This is a genomic window from Nostoc sp. (genome assembly GCF_036916575.1).
Taxonomy (GTDB): domain Bacteria; phylum Cyanobacteriota; class Cyanobacteriia; order Cyanobacteriales; family Nostocaceae; genus Nostoc.
Window position 1 is genome coordinate 62,549 of record NZ_JBALGC010000123.1, and the last position, 19,473, is coordinate 82,021.

The window sequence follows — 19,473 nt, forward strand, 5'->3', positions numbered from 1 at the left end:
TTCCCTATATCAGGACTATTTTTCTTTACATTATCGTTAGTAAGTATCGAAGAAAGACACTCCTTTCCGATTCAAATAGAACAGGTGATAAAGTGCTGTTTCTACAGGTGTTGAACTTTCGGAAATTGGCAACGGTATTGGGTATAATTTACCATCTTTCCTGTTCGTGCAACAACGCCCTTTCAATCTACAACATCATCTCGCTTTAAAGCAGCCGTCAATTCTCTCATAAACTCAACAAAGACGCGAACTTTAGCCGAGAGATAGCGTTTTTGCGGATACAACACTGCGATCCGTAATCCGACTGGGGTCGCGTAGGCTTGGAGAATCGGTTGGAGGTCGCCCCGGGCGATCGCGTTTGCTGCAATAAATTTGGGCAATTGCACCACACCGGCTCCTTGAATGACCGCCTCTAAAATGACTTCTGAGTTATCAAATCGCAGATAACTGTCAACGGCAAGATCAATCGATTTTCCGTCTTGTTCAAATTTCCAGTTAGCTTCTCGCCGAGTCTGTGGATAGATAAAGTTGACACAGCGATGCTGCGATAGTTCTGTGGGCGTTGTGGGCGTACCATACTGAGCGAGATACTGCGGCGAGGCACAAGTGATGTAGCGTGCAGTTGCCAGGTGGTGCATGATTAAATTGCGATCACTGCTGATTCCAATCCGCACAGTCGCATCAACGCCTTCCTCAATCAGATCGATCAGGCGATCGTTAAAAGAAACATTCAGATTTAGCTTCGGATATTGTGCGGCAAATTGCAGCAGAGCCGGAGCGATATGCATTTTGCCAAACACAAAGCTCAGCTCCAATCGCAATGTTCCCATCGGCATGGATTGCGATTGTTTGACTTCGAGTTCGGCTTCTTCCAAATCGTTGAGAATTTGCTGAGTGCGTTGATAAAATCGGTTGCCATCTTCGGTCAGCGTCAAACTGCGAGTCGTCCGCTGGAGCAAGCGCACCCCCAACTCATCTTCTAAGCGCAATACAGCCCGACTTACGGCTGACGGAGCCATGCCTAACTGTCGGGCTGCCTCAGAAAAGCTGCCATATTGAGCAGAGCGCATAAAAATCATCAGGCTTTTAAGCTTGTCCATTGACGCAACCACATCTTTGAATTTTTTGCATAAGTGCTTTGAATTTTAACTACTTTCTCTCTTTATCTGTATAAGCTACTGTTAAAACTGTCCGGAAATTTCAGATACGCAAACAGTATCAAAAAACAAGCATGACACAGCAAATAAACGCAGAACGACTTATCTTAGTCACCGGAGCTACGGGCAATCAGGGCGGCGCGGTGGCGCGTCATCTTTTGCAGCACGGAAATTTCAAGGTGCGTGCCTTTGTGCGTGACCCAAACAAGCCCGCTGCTCAAGCACTCCAACAAGCAGGGGCAGAACTCGTAGTCGGAGAATTTAGCGATCGCGCTTCCCTTGATCGCGCTCTACAAGGTGCCTATGGCGTTTTTTCGATACAGACCTTCCTCAAAGGCGGATTAGAAGCCGAAATCCGCGACGGCAAAACGGTCGCAGACGTAGCTTCATCGGTGGGCATCCAGCATTTCGTCTACAGTTCGGTGGGGAGCGCCGAACGCAACACGGGCATTCCGCATTTTGACAGCAAGTTTCAAGTCGAAGAATACATCCGATCGCTTGGTTTGCCTTACACGATGATGCGTCCTGTTTTCTTTTTCTACAATTACAACGCGATGCGTCCAATGGTTGAAGCCGGAACGCTTTCGCAGCCGCTCAGTCCTGAGACGAAATTGCAGCAACTTTCCGAAGAAGATTACGGGGAAATGGTCGCTGAGGTGTTTGATCGTCCCACTGATTTCTTGAACCGTGAACAGGAAGTCGCCAGTGTAAATATGACAATGACGGAAATCGCTGCCACATTCAGCCGCGTTTTCGGAAAAAACGTCGAATACCAACAAATTCCGTTTGAAGCGTTTGAGCAGCAAGCCGGGGAGGAAGTGACCATCATGTATCGCTGGCTTGAGAACGTTGGCTACAGGGCGGATCTAGCGCAGTTGAAACGCGATTTTCCAGCACCGACCGACTTTGAATCCTATTTGCGCGACCACAACTGGGCAAAACCAGCCGAAAGCGCGTCTGGTGTTGAGTCAAAAGGTCTATAGGATAGTGATTTAGAGTCAAACAACAGATTGTTCACTCGCAGAAAATCAGGTGTGAAATGAAATTAAACGGAAAGATTGCAGTTGTTACTGGGGCAAGTCGAGGCATCGGAAAAGCGATTGCAACCCGACTGGCAAGCGAAGGTGCGATTGTCGCCATCAACTATCGCGAAGATGCCAAGCCCGCTGAAGCATTGGTTTCTGAACTAAACAGTAGGGGGTTCAAAGCTCAAGCGTTTCGTGCTGACGTCAGCAAACCGACCGAATGCCATACTCTTTTGGACGACGTCGTTAAAACTTTCGGACGAGTAGATATCTTGGTGAGCAACGCTGGTATCGAGCATTTCGGAAAGCTGGAGGAGATCACCCCGGAAGATTTCGAGCGTGTGTTCAGTGTGAATGTTGCCGGTCAGTTGTTTGTCACGCAGGCTGCTTCTCGCTACCTTCCGTCCGGTGGACGTATCGTGCTGACTTCCTCCGTTAGCGCCCAGATTTCGATCTTCTATCACACGCTCTATGCCGCAAGCAAAGCTGCTGTTTCGGCGATGGTACTCAACTTGGCTCCTGAACTGGGAGAGCGTGGGATCACCATCAACGCAATTGCACCAGGCGGTACAGCGACGGACATGGCGAAAGAGAATGGGAAGCTTTACACACACCCGGCTCTACAGGACGTATCGACCGAGGCTTTGCTCAAAAGCAAGGCGTCATTACAGCGCCTAGCTCAACCGGAAGAAATCGCTGCAGCTGTAGCATTTCTAGTCTCCGATGACGCTTCCTATGTCACCGGCAGCACGCTTGCTGTTGACGGTGGAAGGCTCTAAAGCTACTTCATCCGGGCGCGGAAGATGGGTTCTTGCTCAGTTTTGGTGACTGAAGAATGCGTGAATATTGTGAAACCTGAAATTCCATTGAATGAAAAGTGCGATCGCACCCGTTTTCACCAAAAGCTGACAATAACCTGTAATTGATGCCTCACAGCCCAATTGGCACGAAACCTGCTAAACATTCTAAAGGAGCAAACGATGCGATTCTCGAACAAATTCGTAGTTGTTACTGGTGCTGCTGGAGGAATTGGTAGCGCAATCACGCGCCGCTTTCTGTCAGAGGGCGCGAAGGTCTGTGCGGTCGATAACAGAACGGAAGCGCTTAACCAATTGGTACTTGATCTCGGCTCAGCAGATGCGTTGCTGGCGATCGAGGCAGACGTAAGCAGTGAGTCAAGCTGCAAGACTCTCTCAGTCCAGGTACAGCAGACATGGGGTGCAGTCGATATTCTGGTCAACAACGCAGGTAAATTTCCAGTCACACCTTTCGAGGATATCTCGTATACTGAATGGCGCGAGGTTTGTGCAATCAATCTCGATGGTCCTTTTCTGGTCACGCGATCGCTCCTTCCATTGCTCAAGGTCAGCAAAGCCGGGCGGATCATTAATACGAGCTCTGGAAGTATTTTTGCAGGAACGCCAGATCAATGCCACTACGTCGCTGCAAAGGCGGGCGTGATTGGGTTCACCAGGTCACTTGCGAACGCACTCGGACAACACAACATCACCGTCAATGCCATTACTCCGGGCATAACGGATACACCACCCGTCATTGCGCTTTTTCCTGCCGGTGTACTCGACAAGCAGGCAGAAGCAAGAGCGATCAAGCGACGAGAAACTGCCGATGATCTGGTTGGGACAGTACTATTCCTTGCATCAGATAACGCAGCATTCATAACCGGTCAGACAATCAATGTTGATGGTGGAAACAACTTCGTCTAGTGAAGGGAAATACCATCGCGTTTGGATGACCACAGATAATTTTCTACTTACAGTTCGGGCGCTCAGTGCGACGTATTGACCGTGGATCGAAATAAGGCAACTTGGTAAATCTAAAAAAGGATCGAATTCAACATCATGGAAAATCCAATCAATGACCTTACAACTGTAAATGCTCAGGACGGCCAGATTCTGTCGGTTGTAGGTGATACCTACCGCCTTGTTATCACCGGTGAACAAACTGGAGGAGCTTACGCCGCCATTGACATGCTCATACCGCCACAAGGTGGACCAGGTCCTCACGCACACGCCAACTTTCAAGAATCTTTTTACGTCCTGGAAGGGGAAGTCGTGGTTAAAACTAAAGCCCAGTCCTTTGTTGCCCGGAAGGGTTCTTTTGTCAACATTCCCAAAGGCGGGGTGGTGCATAACTTTAAGAATGAGACAGATACAATAGCGCATCTGTGGTGCGTGGTAGTTCCCGCCTGACTATCTTGACTAGCGAACCGTGCTGATCCGCCTAGATTGCAGTTCACCGAATTTTAGATTTTAAATTTTGGATTTTGGATTGAATAGGACTTGCATCCAAAATTTAAAAAGGTTTGAAACTTGCGAATTTAAACGCGAGAATAATTCTTTAATCCAAAATCCTTGCATTAATTGACTTGCCCCTGGCTTGATTGCTGGGGTCAATCTAAAATCTAAAATCTAAAATCCAAAATTGATTGACCTTCATTACCCACGACGTGGAAGCTCCCTACGCCGCCGCGCTGAAGCAAAGTGCATTGGGCGTTTTCGAGCCAACAAATCCACTGGTTTAGAAACTGGTATATGCGACACCAATGGCGTGCTGGTGTCGCTGCTCCCATCCTTGTTTTAGCAAACACTTAGTATCACTACTGGCAACACCAAATTTTAGGCTTCAGGTAAATACACATGAACACGCTGCCTGGTATTGACCCAACCGTTTTTACCCATCACACTGCCCAAGCTAACGGCGTGCAACTGCACTACGTGCGCGGCGGACAGGGCCCCGTTGTGCTGCTCTGGCACGGTTTTCTGGAAACCTGGTACTGCTGGCGCAAAATCATGCCCGTGTTGGCAAAACAATACACTGTCATCGCCCCCGACATGCGTGGCTACGGCGACTCCGACAAGCCCGACCACGGATACGATGTCCGTACCCTGGCTGAGGATTTTCGCACGCTAGTGCAGCACTTAGGACTAATGGGAAAAATCATCCTCGTCGCCCACGATATGGGTGCTCCTCCTGCCCTGCTCTACGCTGCCGAATACTCAGATGAGGTGCAGGCGCTGGTCTACCTCGACAACCCAGTGCTGACCGCGAAAAATATCCAACAAATCCACGCTTTCACCCCAGAAGGCACCAAAAACGGGGGGCTATGGTGGTGGGATTTTGCCTTAGCCACCGACATTCCTGAGCGGCTGCTTATCGGTAAGGAACGAGAATTCCTGACCTGGTTTTACCAAGGCGACACCCACGATCAAGGTGCCTCTATCGAAGAAGTCGCCGTGACTGAGTACCTACGCACGTTTAGCGGAGCGGTCGGCGTGCGCGTGGGACTAGGTGGAGTTCTGGGCTTGGGCGAGAAGGTGAAGCCGATGCTTGAAGGCGTGGCTCGTCATGTGCAGGGCGGTGTCGTACCCGACTGTGGTCACTTCATCCCCGACGAGCAACCGGATTACCTGCTGCGGCTGAGTGAATTCTTGATCCAACAGGCTTAACCCAGAGTCTGTTACTTTCAGTGCGCTTCAGGTATAAGATGTTGATTTTCTTGCCTAGCCCGTAGGTAGCACAAACCATCGGTAATGTGGCAATCGAATTGACGAGCACGAAGACAATAAGATAGCGAAAGGAGGTAACGATGAAAGTGTTGATGGTGGGAGCAACTGGTAAGTATGCCAGCCTCGTCATGCCTGAGTTGAAGCAGCGGGGCGTTACGGTGCGGACACTGGTGCAGGATGAGAGTAAGTCGGATGCGGCGCGACAACAGGGAGCGCAGGAGACCACGATCAAAGACCTACAAAATCCAGACAGTCTTCGCGCTGCCGCCAGTGGTGTGGACAGTGTTTTTCATCTCAACCCTGCCTTCGCACCGGATGAAGCAAAGTTGAGCGTGGCGATGGTTGAAGCTGCCAAAGCGTCTGATGTGCGTAAGTTCGTCTTCTTTGGTGTCATTCACCCATCGATCTCCAAGCTGAGTAACCATCCAGCCAAATGTCCGGTTGAGGAAGCGTTGTACGAGTCGGGCATGGAGTTCACCGTCTTGCAGCCGACCATGTTCATGCAGAATCTTGATAACGGCTGGAGCGCCGCACTTGAGCAGGTTTCCTCCTCTCCGCCCGACTCCAAACAAGTGAAGGCGTGCTACATAGACTACCGTGATGTGGCAGAAGTGGCGGCGCTGGCGCTGACGGAAGATAAGCTGGGCTACGGCACGTTTGAGCTATGTGCCCCTGGCATGGTCAACCGCGTAGAACTGGCGGCGATGATTAACATGAAAACTGGCACGATTGGTACAGGGAACATGGCAAGGTCTTTAGGGATCTTATGGGCAGAGCAAGGTTGCGAGGTGTCTTTCGGTATCGAGGTGGTTTTATGAGCCAGCGAAGCAAGCCAATCATTTTGCGGCTGAGCCGCGTTCTACTCTGCCTGGGGGTGGGCTTCAGTGCCGTCAGCATATACCAAACGCTAGTGCTGGCTTTTGATCCGGCTTTTCAGGCGCCAGCGCTGCCGTTAGGACCTCGACACACCAACTATCATGCTTTCCGTGGGTTTACTCTTGCCTTTGGGACAGTAGTCATTATGCTTTTTGTGATGTTCCAGCCAGCGCAGCGGCGTCAGCCAGTACTTTGGACGATTATGCTTTTGTCCGCATTGTTTTACTATGGGGGCTGGTGGTTGCCGTGGCCGCTGCTGGGCCTGCACACGCCCAACTTGGCTGCTGGGGTTGATCACGGGTTAGCCACTTTCTTCTCGCTTGCAGGGATTTTGCTAGCACGTGGCGAATTCAACGTGAGAGATTGTCAAGAGAGATGATGTAATATGCTTGGCTGAAATACACTTAGGACTTACGCAAAAATCGCCAAAAAGCTTAATTTCTCGAACCGCCAAGACGCCAAGAATCGTAGAGTGTGCGTAAGTCCTAACAGTGAAGAAGGCAGAAGATTTGCAATCAGTGTAGGCTGTCGGGCGTTGCCCGCCCGCTTCGCTAACAGACCTACACTGATTGCAAGACACCAAATCAAAGATTTTGGTGTGGGGCTTCAACCCTTACTCCCTTCTGTGCGAGACGCTGCGCCAACGGTCGTGGCAGAGGGCAGGAATCAGAATTCCCTTCTGCCTTCTGCCTCCTGCCCTCTGCCTTTCTTGCTAACTGAACTCTGTTTCCCTTGCGTATTTTCGTACACAATAAGGGCAGGGGGCAGGGAGCAGGGAGCTTTCTAGCAGGGGCAGGGGGAGAAAGATTCTGGAATTCCCCAGTAATCAAGGGTCTCAGAGCAACTAAATTTATTTATGCTCAAGGGAAAAATATTTATTTCCAGCAAAGAGTGCAATGAGAAATAATGCGCCCAGGCGAGACGCTCCGCCTTCGGTCCAAGTTTTCAGAGCCAATAAATTTATTTATAGGGTTTTCCCCTCTGCAAGAACTGCCCCCTCCCCCCTTTCCTCTTTAGTGATTGGGCCACTCATTGCTAACATGGCCATGATTATGTGGTTCAATTGGCGCATCGTCGTAGCGTTTATTTGCGGTAGTAGGTATTGTAGCAGTGATAGGATATCGAACATGGGCAAGTTGTAGCTTTTGAGTTGTCGTTTGGGAAGACAATAACTCTACTACAGAGCGCCCTCTCTCTTCATCCTCTTCTTTTGGCGAAGGTATTGAGTACCCAATACCCAATACCCAATCCCTAATCCCCAATCCCTAGTCAAAGGAGTAACCAAATAATGCTGGCATATGTCCTAGCCTTGGTGGTCGGTCTTGGTAGTTTAGCCATTTACATAGCAGCTTTCTTTTTCCCAGAAATCCACCGCAAAAATGACTTTATCTGGAGTGGTGTAGGACTATTCTACGCCTTAGTCTTATGGGTGTTTGCACCACGCATTACTGGGGGTTTGTTGCTGGGTCATGTGGCTAGTGTGACTCTTTTGGTCTGGTTTGGCTGGCAAACTCTATCATTACGTCGGCAACTGACTCCGCAGGCACAACAAACCCAAGTACCCAGTCCTGAGACGGTGAAAACTGGTATTCAGGAACAGGTGAATAATTTGTCCCTTCGGGAACGGCTGGGCCAGTTGCAAAAAGGTCTTGGTAGCAGCTTCAGTGGCGTGAAAGATAAGGTACAACAGACTGTGAGTAAAAAGCCACCCACAACCCCCAAACCTGAAGACATTACCTCTATACTGGCAGAGAAACCTGCTGTTGAGATTATCAACAAAACTACTTCTATACCAGAACAACCAGCAGAAAAGACAGTTACTATCGACACCGAAGCAAAAACCGAGAGTGTACCAGAAGTGATTCCACCAAATCCCCCATCTCCTGAATTGGTGGAAGCAGCGCAAGCAGATTTTGAAATTGAGGACAAGCAACCGATTCCCGTAGAAGAAATTACGCCGGATGCGGTACTTGCTCCTCCGGCGGAAACGCCACCGGAAGCAATACCGCCAAATCAAGCTAGTTGAATGCAGTGAAACCCAACGTTAACCTAATATGATGTTGGGTTTCACTATTTCTATTAGACTATTTTAGGGCTAATTTCCAATGCTAATTCAAAACGATAGAAGCACACATCAAACGCTAAAAAGAAATTCATGTATCCTAAAATCAATGGGACGTTTCTATCTCTTGTCCAAGCAAAAGCTAGCTCTACTGTAAGAAATTGCTCAACATTTGCCATCAACACCAATGCCCTCGCCTCAAACCTAGCCAAATTACCACCCAATGGAACGGAAAGCCTTTGACCTTCTCAAACTGCTCCCAGGCTTAACCCGATTTCGTAAAGCAATACGTTGACACTAGAACCAGTATTTAGTAAACCTGATACACTTATAAAACGATTCTTAGAAGTGAAAATTAGCGGTAGATAAGGCAGCATACTTAATGCACTGAGTTCTGGATTTATTTCAGTAAATACAAATCTAACTTTATCAACCATGTGTTGCCGCTTTTTTTCTACTAGTGTCTTTGCTAAAACAGCAGCAGTTTCAAAAGAATCATATAAGCCTTGACTAGCTATTTTATTCTGAGCATCCAATGGGACTAAACTTGATTCCTTCAACAATTTGGCTGCCAGGAAATGTATTAGTAAAAGTTTATCAGTGTGGGATAATTCTTTAAGCGGCGGTATGAGTTCTGTAAAAAGCATAAATTAAGGCTTTAATGAATTTAGATAAATTTTAGAGCATAGTTTGGGGAACGCTCTTAACTAATTAGGGATAAAAATTCTGAACATCCAACTTCAAGCGGAATACGAGCAATTTATACAAACCCGAATTGCTACAGGTAGATAGAGCAGATTGCAACTTCTCTACTTTGGGCTATGCCAAGGTGAGGTACAGATAATCGTAGGGAACATGGTTGTGCCCCTACCCGTGTACTTCATTTACCTGAAATACGCTGTATGAAAATGCTGAAGATGTGATTGCTAAAGCATTGAAACTGCTGGAAGAATGGGAGAAGGGTTATCAGGAATGGGAAGAAGAAATCCAGAAAAAAATAGCTGTTGGGCTTGCTTCTATCGAACGTGGAAACGTAGTAGATGGTGAAGTTGTGATGGCGCGACTGTCAAAGAAATTACGCAAAGCGCGTGAGACTCAAGGATAATGGAATATTTTATTGCCAAAGAAGCAAGCCAAAATTTCATCTAAATTTTGGATTATTTTCTAGTTCGCAATATTAACGCAGGGGAAAGATTTATTCTACAATTTAATAAGAAGTGCCAAAACATCGCTTAATTTCAGAATATAGGACGAAGTTACGTTAAGAACGTTGCTAAATCTGAGCCTTTGAGGGCAACTAGCAAGGAAGAAACTTGTTTAGTAATTCTCCCTTGTCCCCCTGCTTCCCGTGCTTCTGTGCTCCTCATCTGCCTCATCTTCACAATCGCCCACGCCCTACCTGTGTCACAATAAAGAACTGTAATAAGAAAAATATTGTTAAGGTAATTTAGTGAGTCCAACTGCTCAATCCACGGCCAGTGCGCGTCGCGTAGTATTTCCTTTTACGGCAATTGTGGGCCAGGAAGAAATGAAACTGGCGTTGCTATTGAACGTGATTGACCCCAAAATTGGTGGTGTAATGATCATGGGCGATCGCGGTACCGGGAAATCCACAACTATCCGGGCGCTGGCGGATCTGCTGCCAGAAATCTCCGTGGTTGCCAATGACCCTTTCAGTAGCGATCCTAGCGACCCGGACTTGATGAGCGATGAAGTCCGCCAACTGTTAGAACAAGGGGCGGAAATTCCTCTAACTCAGAAAAAAGTCCAAATGGTAGACCTGCCGCTAGGAGCTACAGAAGACCGAGTTTGTGGCACAATCGACATCGAGAAAGCTTTATCTGAAGGTGTCAAAGCCTTTGAACCGGGACTGCTAGCAAAGGCTAACCGAGGCATTCTCTATGTGGATGAAGTCAACTTACTAGATGACCACCTTGTAGACGTGCTACTCGACTCCGCTGCCAGTGGATGGAACACTGTAGAACGGGAAGGTATTTCTATCCGTCACCCAGCGCGTTTTGTTCTTGTGGGTTCTGGAAACCCGGAAGAAGGCGAACTGCGCCCCCAACTGCTTGATCGCTTTGGCATGCACGCAGAAATTCACACAGTAAAAGAACCAATCTTGCGGGTGCAAATCGTGGAACAACGGGCGGATTTTGACCAAAATCCTCCAGTATTTCTCGAAAAGTACAAACCCCAACAAGAAGCATTGCAAGAGCAAATTGTCAATGCTCAACAGCTTTTGCCAGAAGTGAAAATTGACTATGAACTGCGGGTGAAAATTTCTGAAGTCTGCTCAGAACTGGATGTAGATGGTTTGCGGGGTGACATTGTTAGTAACCGCGCCGCCAAAGCCTTAACAGCATTTGAAGGACGGACTGAAGTTACAGTTGATGATATCCACCGCGTAATTACGCTATGCTTGCGTCACAGACTGCGGAAAGACCCCTTAGAATCGATTGATTCTGGTTACAAAGTCGCCAAAGCTTTTAGCCGCGTCTTTGGCGTCGAACTACCAGAAAATGATGCTGCACAAAAAAACGGCACAGGTCAAAAGTTAGGGGCTAGGAGTTAAAAGTTAAAAGTGAGGAGTTAGGAGCAAAGCCGGAGACGCTCCGCCTCTGGTTAAGAGTTTTGAATGGAAAACTGCTTCATAACTCACAACTTTAATTCCTCACTCAACACTAACTATATAACTCACAATCCCTAACTTCAAACTCCAAACTCTTAACTCAACATTCAGCACTGACTATGAGATTTTGGTCTTTTTGGTTCAACAGCTTTGTTCTATCTAGCCAATACAATCCGCCCAGGTTTGTAGAATTATTGATGCTCTTATTAGCGATCGCTATGCTGGCAATAGCGAGTTTTTTACCCGACAGACGACCATATTTAATTTTAGGCTTGAGCTTAGTAGTTGGGGCATCTATTTCTATCTTAGTGCGGGAAGCGATCGCCCCCTCACCCCAGACGCGAATAACCCAAGTAACAGCATCTCTATTGCTCATCATCAGCCTCTATGGCTTTGCTGACTTAATGTACACTCTTTAAAATTAGTTATAAATTATGAGTTATGAGTTATGAGTAAAAAATTAAAAAATTAATTAGAAACTCCAAACTCCAAACCGGAGGCGAAGCGTCTCTGGCTCCGCTCCTAACTTTTAACTTTTAACTTTTAACTTTTTCATTTACCAATTCTGCATTTCCACCAATTCCATACACAACTCATTAATTTGCTCCAAATCAGGTTTGTGAGGTAGGGCAGATTGTTCATAAACAATTTCCATTTCGGCGACCAAATCTTCTGCCATTTTCATCACCTGCTCATAAGAATACTCACACTTTAAAATAGCTTTTAAATCCTCAACATCACCAGCTATTTTCCTATCTACAATTACTTCACCTTGCTGCAATATTTCTACTCCACTGCGTAACAATCTAATACAGTGCATCCCATGTTTGAGGTCAAAACCTGACTTTCTTTCCATTTCTGCCCTAGCCGGATTTCTATTTTCCTGCCAAGATAAGTAAGCCTTCCATTCTCTTAAAGCTATTTGATAATTTTGGCTTTTCTGAATCAGGCGGATAAAATCTTTACGGCTATTGGTTAACTGTTGGGTATATTCCAAAGTTTGGTCGGGTAAAGTATATTGTTTTAACACTCCTTTAAAATCAATATCTGCTGTCAGCAATTGGTATAATTGTTCTGCCTCTTCCAAAAACTCAATCCGTCCTTTGATTAAGTTATAAAGATACTCCAGAAAAGCATTTAGCTCATCTTTGCTGAGGGGTGCTTCGTCTTCTATGGCGAAGTCAGATGGGATTGGTTTTTTTTGCGGTGGCTTTAACAACCACTTTCGATGACTTTCCATCTTTTTGATTTGTGCAAAGGCATAACCAGTATAAGTATGTTTAACCTTCTTGCTCAAAAATAACTGTTTATAATTAATTAAATGCTGTCCTACTGCGCTTAAAAAAGGATAGTTATTTAACCATAGCAATTCTAAAACATTGGGATTCGCGCCCGCTAATAACTGGAGGATTTTTCTTAATTCATATATAACTGTGTCTTTGTTGCCATCTATAAATGGAAATATACCTGGTTCATCCCAACCAGCATCTTTTTGTTCTATCCGATCAAATCCCAAGTAATACTTTTTGGGTGCGATAAATACTCCCCGATAATCAAAGTCTGAATCTGGACGATTTAAACCATAACCGTGGCTACCTGCCAAACCAATTAAAATAGTTCTTTGCTCAACTTCTATTCTTTTCATATCACCTGATTAAAATATAGTCATACTAACTCATGAGTTAAGCAGGTGGGGAGATAGGAAACAGAAAAGCAGAGAAAGGATTTTTAACTCTTGACTTTTGAGAGCCAGTTCGCACAAGTCGAGCCACTGCATTGCAGAGGTTCCCGCGGCTATCCGTTGTAGCAAATGGCGTGAGAAACCGACGGCTGCGACTGGCTCCATGTCCGGTTATGAAAAAAAGCAACTCTGGTAAAAGAGTTGCTTAGTTTAATAGGAATGTCCCTAAAGGAGATGATGCAATGGTATTCTCTTGAGGAGCAAAACTTGTTAATTCAGTTATTTCTATACTTTCGGTTTCCTAGAGCAGGAATTATCTAGGATTAATGTGGCGTCTATTCCCCCATCCTGGATTGACAATGGCGGCTAAATCTTCTTCAGACAATTTGCTGATTTCACTCTCCAGTTCTTCAGCGGTGAAGTCATAGCCGCGCTCTTGAGCAATCTTGATGAAGGCTTTTGGATCAGCTGTTGCTTTGAGTCTTTGCTGTAATGCTTGATCTTGTTTTACAGCTTGAAAAAGTCGGGCAGCATTTTGGTGTGTCATAATAATCCATCTCCTGTTTGAAATATCAGGTTTGAATGTGATAATTTAACTCCTGGGGATTCACTAACTTCTGTAAATAATTTATAGATTAAGCATCTATTGTTTGATTTTAAAACAAAGAAAAAAAATGTGTTGATTTTGATAAAAAAATATAACTTTTAAGCTAAGACGAATGTTACTGTTTTGTAATATTCAGCCCTAAGATAGTAGCAATATTTAGGTAAAAAGTATTTATTCTGCCTTGTAAACGCAATTTACATTCGTGCTAGTGGGTGATTGCCCATGACAATCGTTGTCTAATTCCTTTCCACTCTTGAAAAATGAGCGATCGCAAAGTAGTGAATTAGCTGATTTTTCATCTTCAGGCTCACCAGACACCAATGCCAAATCCAAAAATCCTGTTAGAGCTTGACTTGACACCTGTTAATAAAATATTATGTTAGATTGTCTGTCTAATTCCTGCTCGGATCAGGTAGACATATTACAAAAGCTGGCTGCATCGTCTCTACAGGAGATAAAAACCAGCTACCTGTACGGCAACCTCAAGGACAATTCCATGACTTACGCAATTATTGAAACTGGCGGCAAACAAATACGAGTAGAGCCAGGGCGGTTTTACGACATTGAACTGCTTACGACCGAACCAGATGAAAAAGTTACAATAGACTCCGTATTACTCGTGCAGCACGATGGTGAAGTCACCATTGGACAGCCACTAGTGACAGGTGCGACTGTAGAAGGGACTGTACTGCGACATTTTAGAGGTCGTAAAGTTCTGGTATACAAAATGAAGCCGAAAAAGAAAACCCGCAAAAAGCGGGGGCATCGTCAAGAAATTACCAGACTTATGATTGACTCCATCACTCTTAACGGTGCAGTGTTTGCTGCCCAAGGAGAAACGGAGAAGGAAACCCCCGTTGCAGATGACACTCCTGCCGAAGAAGTTGAAACCGCTGCTGAATAATAAAAAGAAGTAGATACACAAGAGGAAATCATGGCTCATAAGAAAGGAACAGGTAGTACACGCAACGGTCGTGATTCTAACGCCCAACGTCTGGGTGTCAAGCGTTATGGCGGTCAAGTTGTACGCGCAGGAAACATTCTTGTGCGTCAGCGCGGCACCAAATTTCACCCTGGTAACAACGTTGGTATTGGTAGTGATGACACTCTGTTTGCCTTAATCGACGGTGTTGTAACGTTTGAAAGAAAGGGCAAAACCCGTAAAAAAGTTAGTGTTTATTCACCCGTAGCTGCAACTGAGGCAGCCCCTGCTGAGGCAGTAACAAGTTAGAGTGTTAGGGTGGGTAATAGTGCCCACCCTAATCGCTAGTTAGCGCTGACATGATGGTCAGATTTGCATAAATATTCCCAACAGTTGCTTAAAAGTCGTTTTCTTCCTCTGTCGCCCATAGGTTAGTATCAGAAGCATCAAAGCGCACATCTTCTTCATAAACAAAATATTACACAAAGAAATTGGATTGCGTAGCTTGCCGCCGTAGGCATCGCTATCCTATGAAGTCTTAGGCATCAATTTCCATTAGCTTTCGGATGATTGCACTAGATGTTCCAAAGTTTAGGATAGCTAGAGATATGTTTGTTCTAAAACTCTGTGGATTAGGCGATGTGGACTTCTGGGTCTAGTCACGATAACATCAGTGCAATGAAGCCATTCCTAATTATGCTGGCGTTGCGTCCATTCACTTCAGAATGAGGTTTTGCTGAGAGAATACTTACAGCAGTTTTTATGTATTTGAACCACATCTGTCGTAGGGGCACAGCATTGCCGTGCCCTTACTGCGTGGTCTATTTACCTGAAAATAGCTGTAAATTAGGCTGTGACTTTGAGCTACCATGATTGCCTGATAAAATGCTGAGAATCAACTAAATTTTCTCAAGGCATAAATTTATGAAAATCATGGCTTAGTTTCAATAAGCTCTCAGTACTAACTGAGATACTTTGGATGTTCGAGATAACTCAAACATCATTAGTAAAAGTCTGATGGAGTCCTCTACAAGAAGGCATCTTCTTTACTCCAATAGTTTTTATGAATCTGCTTCTAGCTTAATTTCTTCTGATCAATCAATACAAAAAGAACTATCCAAAGGACGAAAGAAGACTATGAACTGGAAAACACTTTCTTTAATTGCTAGTCTGATTTTAACTACCAGTCTCACTGCTTGCTCTAGCACTCCTGCAACCAATAATCAAGTTGCTCCTGAAGCCTCTCCTGCTATGAGTAAAGATAAAGCCGGCGATACTATGGGCAAAGATAAAGCTGGCGATGCTATGGGTAAAGATGCTATGGGCAAAGATAAAGCCGGCGATGCAATGAGTAAAGATAAAGCCGGCGGTGCCATGGGTAAAGATAAAGCCGGCGATGCAATGAGTAAAGATAAAGCCACCGATGCTATGGGTAAAGATAAAGCTGGCGATGCGATGAAGCAATCGCCCGCTTCCAGCAAGCCCTAGCCACAACTAGCTTGGCATCTCACTTTTCTTCTACTGAATACTAGGGACTGGTTACTAGGAAAATCTAATCCCAATCCCTATACTTTGGCGCTTTGACCTCAACAGGAGAAATTCTGATGAATCACAACTTGCTCTGCCGGCGTCAGTTGCTTTTTTATCTTGGGTTAGGGGTTGTCGGAATCGGTGCAGCCACAACAGCTTTTCCCAACTTCAGAAAAGTGAATGCCTATTCTATCTCTTCTGCAAATCGTGACAATACGCAAGACTCAGAAACTATTGTAGTCAAACCTTCAGCAGGCAAGAGTCTGCCAGAGTTTCAGGGGATCAGTCAGTGGCTTAATTCTACACCTTTGTCGATCGCTGACCTCAAAGGTAGTGTTGTTTTAATCCAGTTTTGGACTTTTGCTTGTATCAACTGCCAGCGTACCCTGCCCTACATCACAAGATGGCATCGGCAGTATGAGTCGCAGGGACTCAAGGTGATTGGTATCCACACACCAGAGTTTGCCTTTGAGCGAGATACAAACAACATAAAAAAGGCGTTACGACAACACCAAATTACTTATCCGGTTCCAGTTGATAACGAGTATAAAACTTGGAACGCTTACGAAAATCAGTATTGGCCCCATATGTTTTTGGCCGATCGCCAAGGTTCATTACAATATGACCATATTGGGGAAGGGGCATATGAAAAAATAGAACAAACTATCCGTCAGCTATTAGGGTAGAAGTAATTATGACGACTTCTACTTTATCAATCAGTCTGGCTTTATTGGGGGGCGTTTTGAATGTGCTTTCACCCTGTGTTTTACCGATTTTACCAGTGTTATTGGGTCGATGTCTGACGACAAGTCGCTCTGCGTCTACGCTCCGATCGCATACTTACGGCCCAGTAGCACTGGTAGCGGGATTAATCGCTGGTTTTGCACTAGCAGGTAGTTTGCTAGGTGTAACAGCAAACTGGTTTACAGGCGTGATTAGTTTATTACGGAATGCAGCGATCGCACTCCTTTTATTTTTGGGATTACTGGCAATTTTCCCCACCTGGAGTTACCGAATATTTACTTACATTCCAGTTGGTAAGTGGGCTAAAAAACCTCCACGAATCGGACTTATGGGAGAGTTTTGGCTAGGAACTCAGTTGGGGCTTTTGTGGACTCCCTGTGCTGGGCCGGTTTTAGGAGGAATTTTAGTACTAGCAGCAGTTAATCATCAAGTCGTAGGTGCATTTTGGCTACTGATTGCTTATGGAATCGGAGCAGGTTTGCCTTTGTTAGCGATCGCCTACGGTGGGCGAGTACTCAGCCAACGAATCCTCAATCTCCGCTCCCATAGTGCAGCATTGCAGCAGATTGGTGGCGTAGCGATCGTGGCGACAGCAATTGCTATTCTTCTGGGTTGGGATGTCCAAGTGCAACTTTGGCTGGCTCCGTTCTTTCCCACTCAACCTCTGTGAGACGTGCCAATTTTAGATTTTGGATTAGAAGACCCAATCCGAAACTCGGTGTTGCATAAATGCGGGATGAATTGGCGGTTGAAACCATTGAATATTCGTGACAAATTGGGTGAAATCATCCCATGATTCAGCAACGCCCGAAACTCTAACTGGGAACAATATAAGTAGATGGACAAAAATATTTACCGTCATTGTGTAATTAATTCTGTCCAACTACTTAAAAATCTCAAATCCAAAGGTCTGACTGAGAACAATCTAAAAATCCAAAATCGTTCCACTGAGCGAACGCAAAAGCGTCTCGCACAGAAGCCGAAGTCCAAAATCTAAAATTGGTATGACCTCATCTAAACGCAAAGTCCGCTCAACACCAAGTCAGACTTTTCTATCAAAGACCTTTCACTGGATTAATATCATCAGTCTCATCTTGATGATCACTAGCGGACTGCAAATCTATAATGCTAATCCAGTATTTGGCGGGCGTGAAGGTTGGCATTTTCCTGATTTTCTGTTGCTAGGAGGTTGGCTAGCGGGTGGCAGACATTGGCATTTCGCTGCTATGTGGCTGTTTTCGCTGAACTTACTTTGGTATGGACTTTATATCTTTATAACTCGTCGTTGGCAACGTCGATTTGCCGATCGCGGTGACTTAAAAGCATTGCAAGTCAGCCAGAACCCAAAGCGCAAGAACTACGCATGGCATCGGCTAGTTTATACTGCGATCATTCCAGTGCTACTGCTGGCAATCTTGAGTGGTCTGGCGATGTACAAACCTGCCCAACTACATTGGCTTTCGGGGCTGTTTGGTAGTTGGCAAAATCTCCGCACTGTTCACTTTATCACTGTTCCCACAGTCATACTGTTTACAATTGCTCATTCCTTACTTGCCCTGAAGGTAGGAAGCATCCGTCTAGTTAAGTCTATGTTCCTGTAGAGGTAATATGAGTCTGATTCTTCCCAAACGCACCCTATCCCGTCGTCGGTTACTGCAACTATCTGGACTTTCAGGAGTAGGCTTTCTTTTAGGTGGCTGTGGGACAAATTTGTTCTCAGATAATGTGTGGCAAATATCTGAGCCACTAAACCAACGTCTTGAAGCACTCCTGCTAACTCAAAAACCAGTACCTGAATTTCCTGTCAGTGCCATAGAAGCAGACAAATTGCTGATAAATACCTTTGACTTCACCCCGCAAATTGATCCGGCGCAGTTTCGGCTGAAGATTGATGGCGAGGTTAGTAACGCAATGCAATTGAGCATGAGGGATATTCAAAAACTTCCCTTGACTTCAATGGTGATTCGCCATGTGTGTGTTGAAGGCTGGGCTGCGATCGTTGAATGGGGAGGCGTGCGATTACGAGACTTAGTAGCGCTGGTACAGCCTAAGTCAAACGTCCGCTATGTCTACTTCAAATCTGCTGATGGCTATTATGAAAGCTGGGATCTTGCCTCTGCTATACATCCGCAAACTCTCATGGCTTATCAAAAGAATGGACAACCATTATCAGTTGATAATGGTGCGCCCATACGCCTAGCATCCCCAATTAAACTGGGCTACAAGCAAAGCAAGTGGGTGACTCAAATTACATTCGTCAGCAATTTGTTACCTACTAAAGGCTATTGGGAGGATCAAGGCTATGAGTGGTTTGCAGGGCTATAGTCACCGAAACAGTAGTGAGTAAAGAAGTGGGAAGGGTTTGAGATTGCCACGGTGCGATCGCAATTGACTTGTGTTTAACCGCAGATGATATAGCAATCCTATCTGATTTCGTTCAAATTCGCAGTGTCCAGATCCCCGACTTCGTAAAAGTTGTCGGGGATCTAACTTTTCACGAGTGATTTAGGACTGCTAACTGCTATATGATGGCGATGCCTCAAGAAAAGCGACCTTTTGGGTCGAAAGGGCGATGGAGAACCGGGTATTAAGACGATTTGGTTAGGGCTACGGCGATTACACGATATCGCTGCAACCTGGAAACTACTTCACCCAAATTCTCGCCTTTTGTAGTTAGCGATCGCCTAGAAAATTTTCCTTGGCTAGATTC

At 45.6% G+C, this 19,473-nt stretch carries 25 protein-coding genes and 1 pseudogene; 19 read left to right on the top strand and 7 right to left on the bottom strand.

Features of this window, described 5'->3' with window-relative positions; genetic code table 11:
• Nucleotides 1–182: 182 nt before the first annotated feature.
• Nucleotides 183–1,100, bottom strand: coding sequence for a LysR family transcriptional regulator (locus V7L29_RS27370; protein ID WP_334689699.1), 918 nt, complete (start codon nt 1,098–1,100; stop codon nt 183–185).
• 131 nt (nt 1,101–1,231) lie between these two features.
• On the opposite strand from V7L29_RS27370, the gene V7L29_RS27375 reads away from it, so the two are divergent.
• The 7 genes from V7L29_RS27375 to V7L29_RS27405 all read left to right on the top strand — a co-directional run bounded on the left by V7L29_RS27375 (nt 1,232) and on the right by V7L29_RS27405 (nt 6,964).
• Nucleotides 1,232–2,140, top strand: coding sequence for an NmrA/HSCARG family protein (locus V7L29_RS27375; RefSeq protein WP_334689698.1), 909 nt, complete (start codon nt 1,232–1,234; stop codon nt 2,138–2,140).
• Between the two features lie 56 nt (nt 2,141–2,196).
• Nucleotides 2,197–2,961 (top strand): SDR family NAD(P)-dependent oxidoreductase, encoded by a 765-nt coding sequence (locus V7L29_RS27380; protein ID WP_334689697.1) that lies wholly within the window; start codon nt 2,197–2,199, stop codon nt 2,959–2,961.
• A gap of 201 nt (nt 2,962–3,162) precedes the next feature.
• On the top strand, nt 3,163–3,906 hold the full coding sequence (locus tag V7L29_RS27385; protein ID WP_334737423.1) for an SDR family NAD(P)-dependent oxidoreductase: 744 nt from the start codon (nt 3,163–3,165) through the stop codon (nt 3,904–3,906).
• Between the two features lie 135 nt (nt 3,907–4,041).
• Nucleotides 4,042–4,392 carry a cupin domain-containing protein gene (locus tag V7L29_RS27390; RefSeq protein ID WP_334737424.1) on the top strand — a complete coding sequence of 117 codons (351 nt, stop codon included), beginning with the start codon at nt 4,042–4,044 and terminating at the stop codon, nt 4,390–4,392.
• A 447-nt stretch (nt 4,393–4,839) separates the two neighbouring features.
• On the top strand, nt 4,840–5,649 hold the full coding sequence (locus V7L29_RS27395; protein ID WP_334737425.1) for an alpha/beta fold hydrolase: 810 nt from the start codon (nt 4,840–4,842) through the stop codon (nt 5,647–5,649).
• Nucleotides 5,650–5,789: 140 nt separating this feature from the next.
• Nucleotides 5,790–6,527, top strand: a complete 738-nt coding sequence (locus V7L29_RS27400; RefSeq protein ID WP_334737426.1) for an SDR family oxidoreductase — start codon at nt 5,790–5,792, stop codon at nt 6,525–6,527.
• Nucleotides 6,524–6,964 carry a hypothetical protein gene (locus tag V7L29_RS27405; RefSeq protein WP_334737427.1) on the top strand — a complete coding sequence of 147 codons (441 nt, stop codon included), beginning with the start codon at nt 6,524–6,526 and terminating at the stop codon, nt 6,962–6,964. The genes V7L29_RS27400 and V7L29_RS27405 overlap by 4 nt, the downstream gene beginning before the upstream one ends.
• 634 nt (nt 6,965–7,598) lie before the next feature.
• On the opposite strand, the gene V7L29_RS27410 is transcribed toward V7L29_RS27405, so the two are convergent.
• Nucleotides 7,599–7,826, bottom strand: a complete 228-nt coding sequence (locus V7L29_RS27410) for a hypothetical protein (RefSeq protein ID WP_334737479.1) — start codon at nt 7,824–7,826, stop codon at nt 7,599–7,601.
• Nucleotides 7,827–7,873: 47 nt separating this feature from the next.
• Between V7L29_RS27410 and V7L29_RS27415 the strand changes: the two genes are divergently transcribed.
• On the top strand, nt 7,874–8,611 hold the full coding sequence (locus tag V7L29_RS27415) for a Ycf66 family protein (protein ID WP_334737428.1): 738 nt from the start codon (nt 7,874–7,876) through the stop codon (nt 8,609–8,611).
• Between the two features lie 53 nt (nt 8,612–8,664).
• On the opposite strand, the gene V7L29_RS27420 is transcribed toward V7L29_RS27415, so the two are convergent.
• Complete coding sequence (locus V7L29_RS27420; protein ID WP_334737429.1) at nt 8,665–8,859, bottom strand: hypothetical protein; 195 nt, start codon at nt 8,857–8,859, stop codon at nt 8,665–8,667.
• A gap of 36 nt (nt 8,860–8,895) precedes the next feature.
• Nucleotides 8,896–9,294, bottom strand: coding sequence for a hypothetical protein (locus V7L29_RS27425; protein ID WP_334737430.1), 399 nt, complete (start codon nt 9,292–9,294; stop codon nt 8,896–8,898).
• Between the two features lie 272 nt (nt 9,295–9,566).
• On the opposite strand from V7L29_RS27425, the gene V7L29_RS27430 reads away from it, so the two are divergent.
• From V7L29_RS27430 to V7L29_RS27440, 3 genes are all read left to right on the top strand, one after another.
• Nucleotides 9,567–9,752: a hypothetical protein gene (locus tag V7L29_RS27430; protein ID WP_334737431.1), complete on the top strand. Its 186-nt coding sequence runs from the start codon at nt 9,567–9,569 to the stop codon at nt 9,750–9,752.
• 345 nt (nt 9,753–10,097) lie between these two features.
• Nucleotides 10,098–11,222 (top strand): magnesium chelatase ATPase subunit I, encoded by a 1,125-nt coding sequence (bchI, locus tag V7L29_RS27435; protein WP_334737432.1) that lies wholly within the window; start codon nt 10,098–10,100, stop codon nt 11,220–11,222.
• Nucleotides 11,223–11,398: 176 nt separating this feature from the next.
• The gene (locus tag V7L29_RS27440) at nt 11,399–11,698 is read left to right on the top strand and encodes a hypothetical protein (RefSeq protein WP_334692764.1); all 300 of its coding nucleotides are present in this window, start codon (nt 11,399–11,401) and stop codon (nt 11,696–11,698) included.
• A gap of 137 nt (nt 11,699–11,835) precedes the next feature.
• Here V7L29_RS27440 and V7L29_RS27445 read toward each other — a convergent pair whose 3' ends face one another.
• The 3 genes from V7L29_RS27445 to V7L29_RS27455 form a co-directional block, all read right to left on the bottom strand.
• Nucleotides 11,836–12,924 carry a nucleotidyltransferase domain-containing protein gene (locus V7L29_RS27445; protein WP_334737433.1) on the bottom strand — a complete coding sequence of 363 codons (1,089 nt, stop codon included), beginning with the start codon at nt 12,922–12,924 and terminating at the stop codon, nt 11,836–11,838.
• A 349-nt stretch (nt 12,925–13,273) separates the two neighbouring features.
• Entirely contained in the window at nt 13,274–13,507 is a 234-nt protein-coding gene (locus V7L29_RS27450; RefSeq protein WP_334692765.1) for a Nif11-like leader peptide family natural product precursor, read from the bottom strand.
• A gap of 231 nt (nt 13,508–13,738) precedes the next feature.
• Nucleotides 13,739–13,927 carry a hypothetical protein gene (locus V7L29_RS27455; RefSeq protein WP_334737434.1) on the bottom strand — a complete coding sequence of 63 codons (189 nt, stop codon included), beginning with the start codon at nt 13,925–13,927 and terminating at the stop codon, nt 13,739–13,741.
• Between the two features lie 136 nt (nt 13,928–14,063).
• Between V7L29_RS27455 and rplU the strand changes: the two genes are divergently transcribed.
• The 8 genes and pseudogenes from rplU to V7L29_RS27495 form a co-directional block, all read left to right on the top strand.
• Nucleotides 14,064–14,471, top strand: a complete 408-nt coding sequence (gene rplU / locus V7L29_RS27460) for a 50S ribosomal protein L21 (RefSeq protein WP_334692767.1) — start codon at nt 14,064–14,066, stop codon at nt 14,469–14,471.
• Nucleotides 14,472–14,501: 30 nt separating this feature from the next.
• Nucleotides 14,502–14,798, top strand: a complete 297-nt coding sequence (gene rpmA / locus V7L29_RS27465) for a 50S ribosomal protein L27 (RefSeq protein WP_334737435.1) — start codon at nt 14,502–14,504, stop codon at nt 14,796–14,798.
• A 666-nt stretch (nt 14,799–15,464) separates the two neighbouring features.
• A complete protein-coding gene (locus V7L29_RS27470; protein WP_334737436.1) occupies nt 15,465–15,977 on the top strand; it encodes a hypothetical protein in 513 nt (170 codons plus the stop codon).
• A gap of 116 nt (nt 15,978–16,093) precedes the next feature.
• Nucleotides 16,094–16,705, top strand: a complete 612-nt coding sequence (locus tag V7L29_RS27475; protein ID WP_334737437.1) for a thioredoxin family protein — start codon at nt 16,094–16,096, stop codon at nt 16,703–16,705.
• Between the two features lie 8 nt (nt 16,706–16,713).
• A complete protein-coding gene (locus V7L29_RS27480; RefSeq protein ID WP_334692771.1) occupies nt 16,714–17,433 on the top strand; it encodes a cytochrome c biogenesis CcdA family protein in 720 nt (239 codons plus the stop codon).
• A 334-nt stretch (nt 17,434–17,767) separates the two neighbouring features.
• On the top strand, nt 17,768–18,364 hold the full coding sequence (locus V7L29_RS27485; RefSeq protein ID WP_334692772.1) for a cytochrome b/b6 domain-containing protein: 597 nt from the start codon (nt 17,768–17,770) through the stop codon (nt 18,362–18,364).
• A 7-nt stretch (nt 18,365–18,371) separates the two neighbouring features.
• Nucleotides 18,372–19,088, top strand: coding sequence for a molybdopterin-dependent oxidoreductase (locus V7L29_RS27490; protein ID WP_334692773.1), 717 nt, complete (start codon nt 18,372–18,374; stop codon nt 19,086–19,088).
• 231 nt (nt 19,089–19,319) lie between these two features.
• Nucleotides 19,320–19,436, top strand: a pseudogene (locus tag V7L29_RS27495) (hypothetical protein); the annotation flags it as partial.
• Nucleotides 19,437–19,473: the final 37 nt, after the last annotated feature.

Excerpts from the sequence above, each read along its gene's own strand:
- V7L29_RS27445 (WP_334737433.1), bottom strand. The coding sequence starts at position 12,924 with ATGAAAAGAATAGAAGTTGAGCAAAGAACTATTTTAATTGGTTTGGCA.
- V7L29_RS27475 (WP_334737437.1), top strand. The coding sequence starts at position 16,094 with ATGAATCACAACTTGCTCTGCCGGCGTCAGTTGCTTTTTTATCTTGGG.
- V7L29_RS27490 (WP_334692773.1), top strand. The coding sequence starts at position 18,372 with ATGAGTCTGATTCTTCCCAAACGCACCCTATCCCGTCGTCGGTTACTG.
- V7L29_RS27440 (WP_334692764.1), top strand. The coding sequence starts at position 11,399 with ATGAGATTTTGGTCTTTTTGGTTCAACAGCTTTGTTCTATCTAGCCAA.
- V7L29_RS27425 (WP_334737430.1), bottom strand. The coding sequence starts at position 9,294 with ATGCTTTTTACAGAACTCATACCGCCGCTTAAAGAATTATCCCACACT.
- V7L29_RS27385 (WP_334737423.1), top strand. The coding sequence starts at position 3,163 with ATGCGATTCTCGAACAAATTCGTAGTTGTTACTGGTGCTGCTGGAGGA.
- V7L29_RS27370 (WP_334689699.1), bottom strand. The coding sequence starts at position 1,100 with ATGGACAAGCTTAAAAGCCTGATGATTTTTATGCGCTCTGCTCAATAT.
- V7L29_RS27390 (WP_334737424.1), top strand. The coding sequence starts at position 4,042 with ATGGAAAATCCAATCAATGACCTTACAACTGTAAATGCTCAGGACGGC.
- V7L29_RS27400 (WP_334737426.1), top strand. The coding sequence starts at position 5,790 with ATGAAAGTGTTGATGGTGGGAGCAACTGGTAAGTATGCCAGCCTCGTC.
- V7L29_RS27480 (WP_334692771.1), top strand. The coding sequence starts at position 16,714 with ATGACGACTTCTACTTTATCAATCAGTCTGGCTTTATTGGGGGGCGTT.
- V7L29_RS27395 (WP_334737425.1), top strand. The coding sequence starts at position 4,840 with ATGAACACGCTGCCTGGTATTGACCCAACCGTTTTTACCCATCACACT.
- V7L29_RS27485 (WP_334692772.1), top strand. The coding sequence starts at position 17,768 with ATGACCTCATCTAAACGCAAAGTCCGCTCAACACCAAGTCAGACTTTT.
- V7L29_RS27405 (WP_334737427.1), top strand. The coding sequence starts at position 6,524 with ATGAGCCAGCGAAGCAAGCCAATCATTTTGCGGCTGAGCCGCGTTCTA.
- rpmA (WP_334737435.1), top strand. The coding sequence starts at position 14,502 with ATGGCTCATAAGAAAGGAACAGGTAGTACACGCAACGGTCGTGATTCT.
- V7L29_RS27450 (WP_334692765.1), bottom strand. The coding sequence starts at position 13,507 with ATGACACACCAAAATGCTGCCCGACTTTTTCAAGCTGTAAAACAAGAT.
- V7L29_RS27380 (WP_334689697.1), top strand. The coding sequence starts at position 2,197 with ATGAAATTAAACGGAAAGATTGCAGTTGTTACTGGGGCAAGTCGAGGC.
- rplU (WP_334692767.1), top strand. The coding sequence starts at position 14,064 with ATGACTTACGCAATTATTGAAACTGGCGGCAAACAAATACGAGTAGAG.
- V7L29_RS27375 (WP_334689698.1), top strand. The coding sequence starts at position 1,232 with ATGACACAGCAAATAAACGCAGAACGACTTATCTTAGTCACCGGAGCT.
- V7L29_RS27415 (WP_334737428.1), top strand. The coding sequence starts at position 7,874 with ATGCTGGCATATGTCCTAGCCTTGGTGGTCGGTCTTGGTAGTTTAGCC.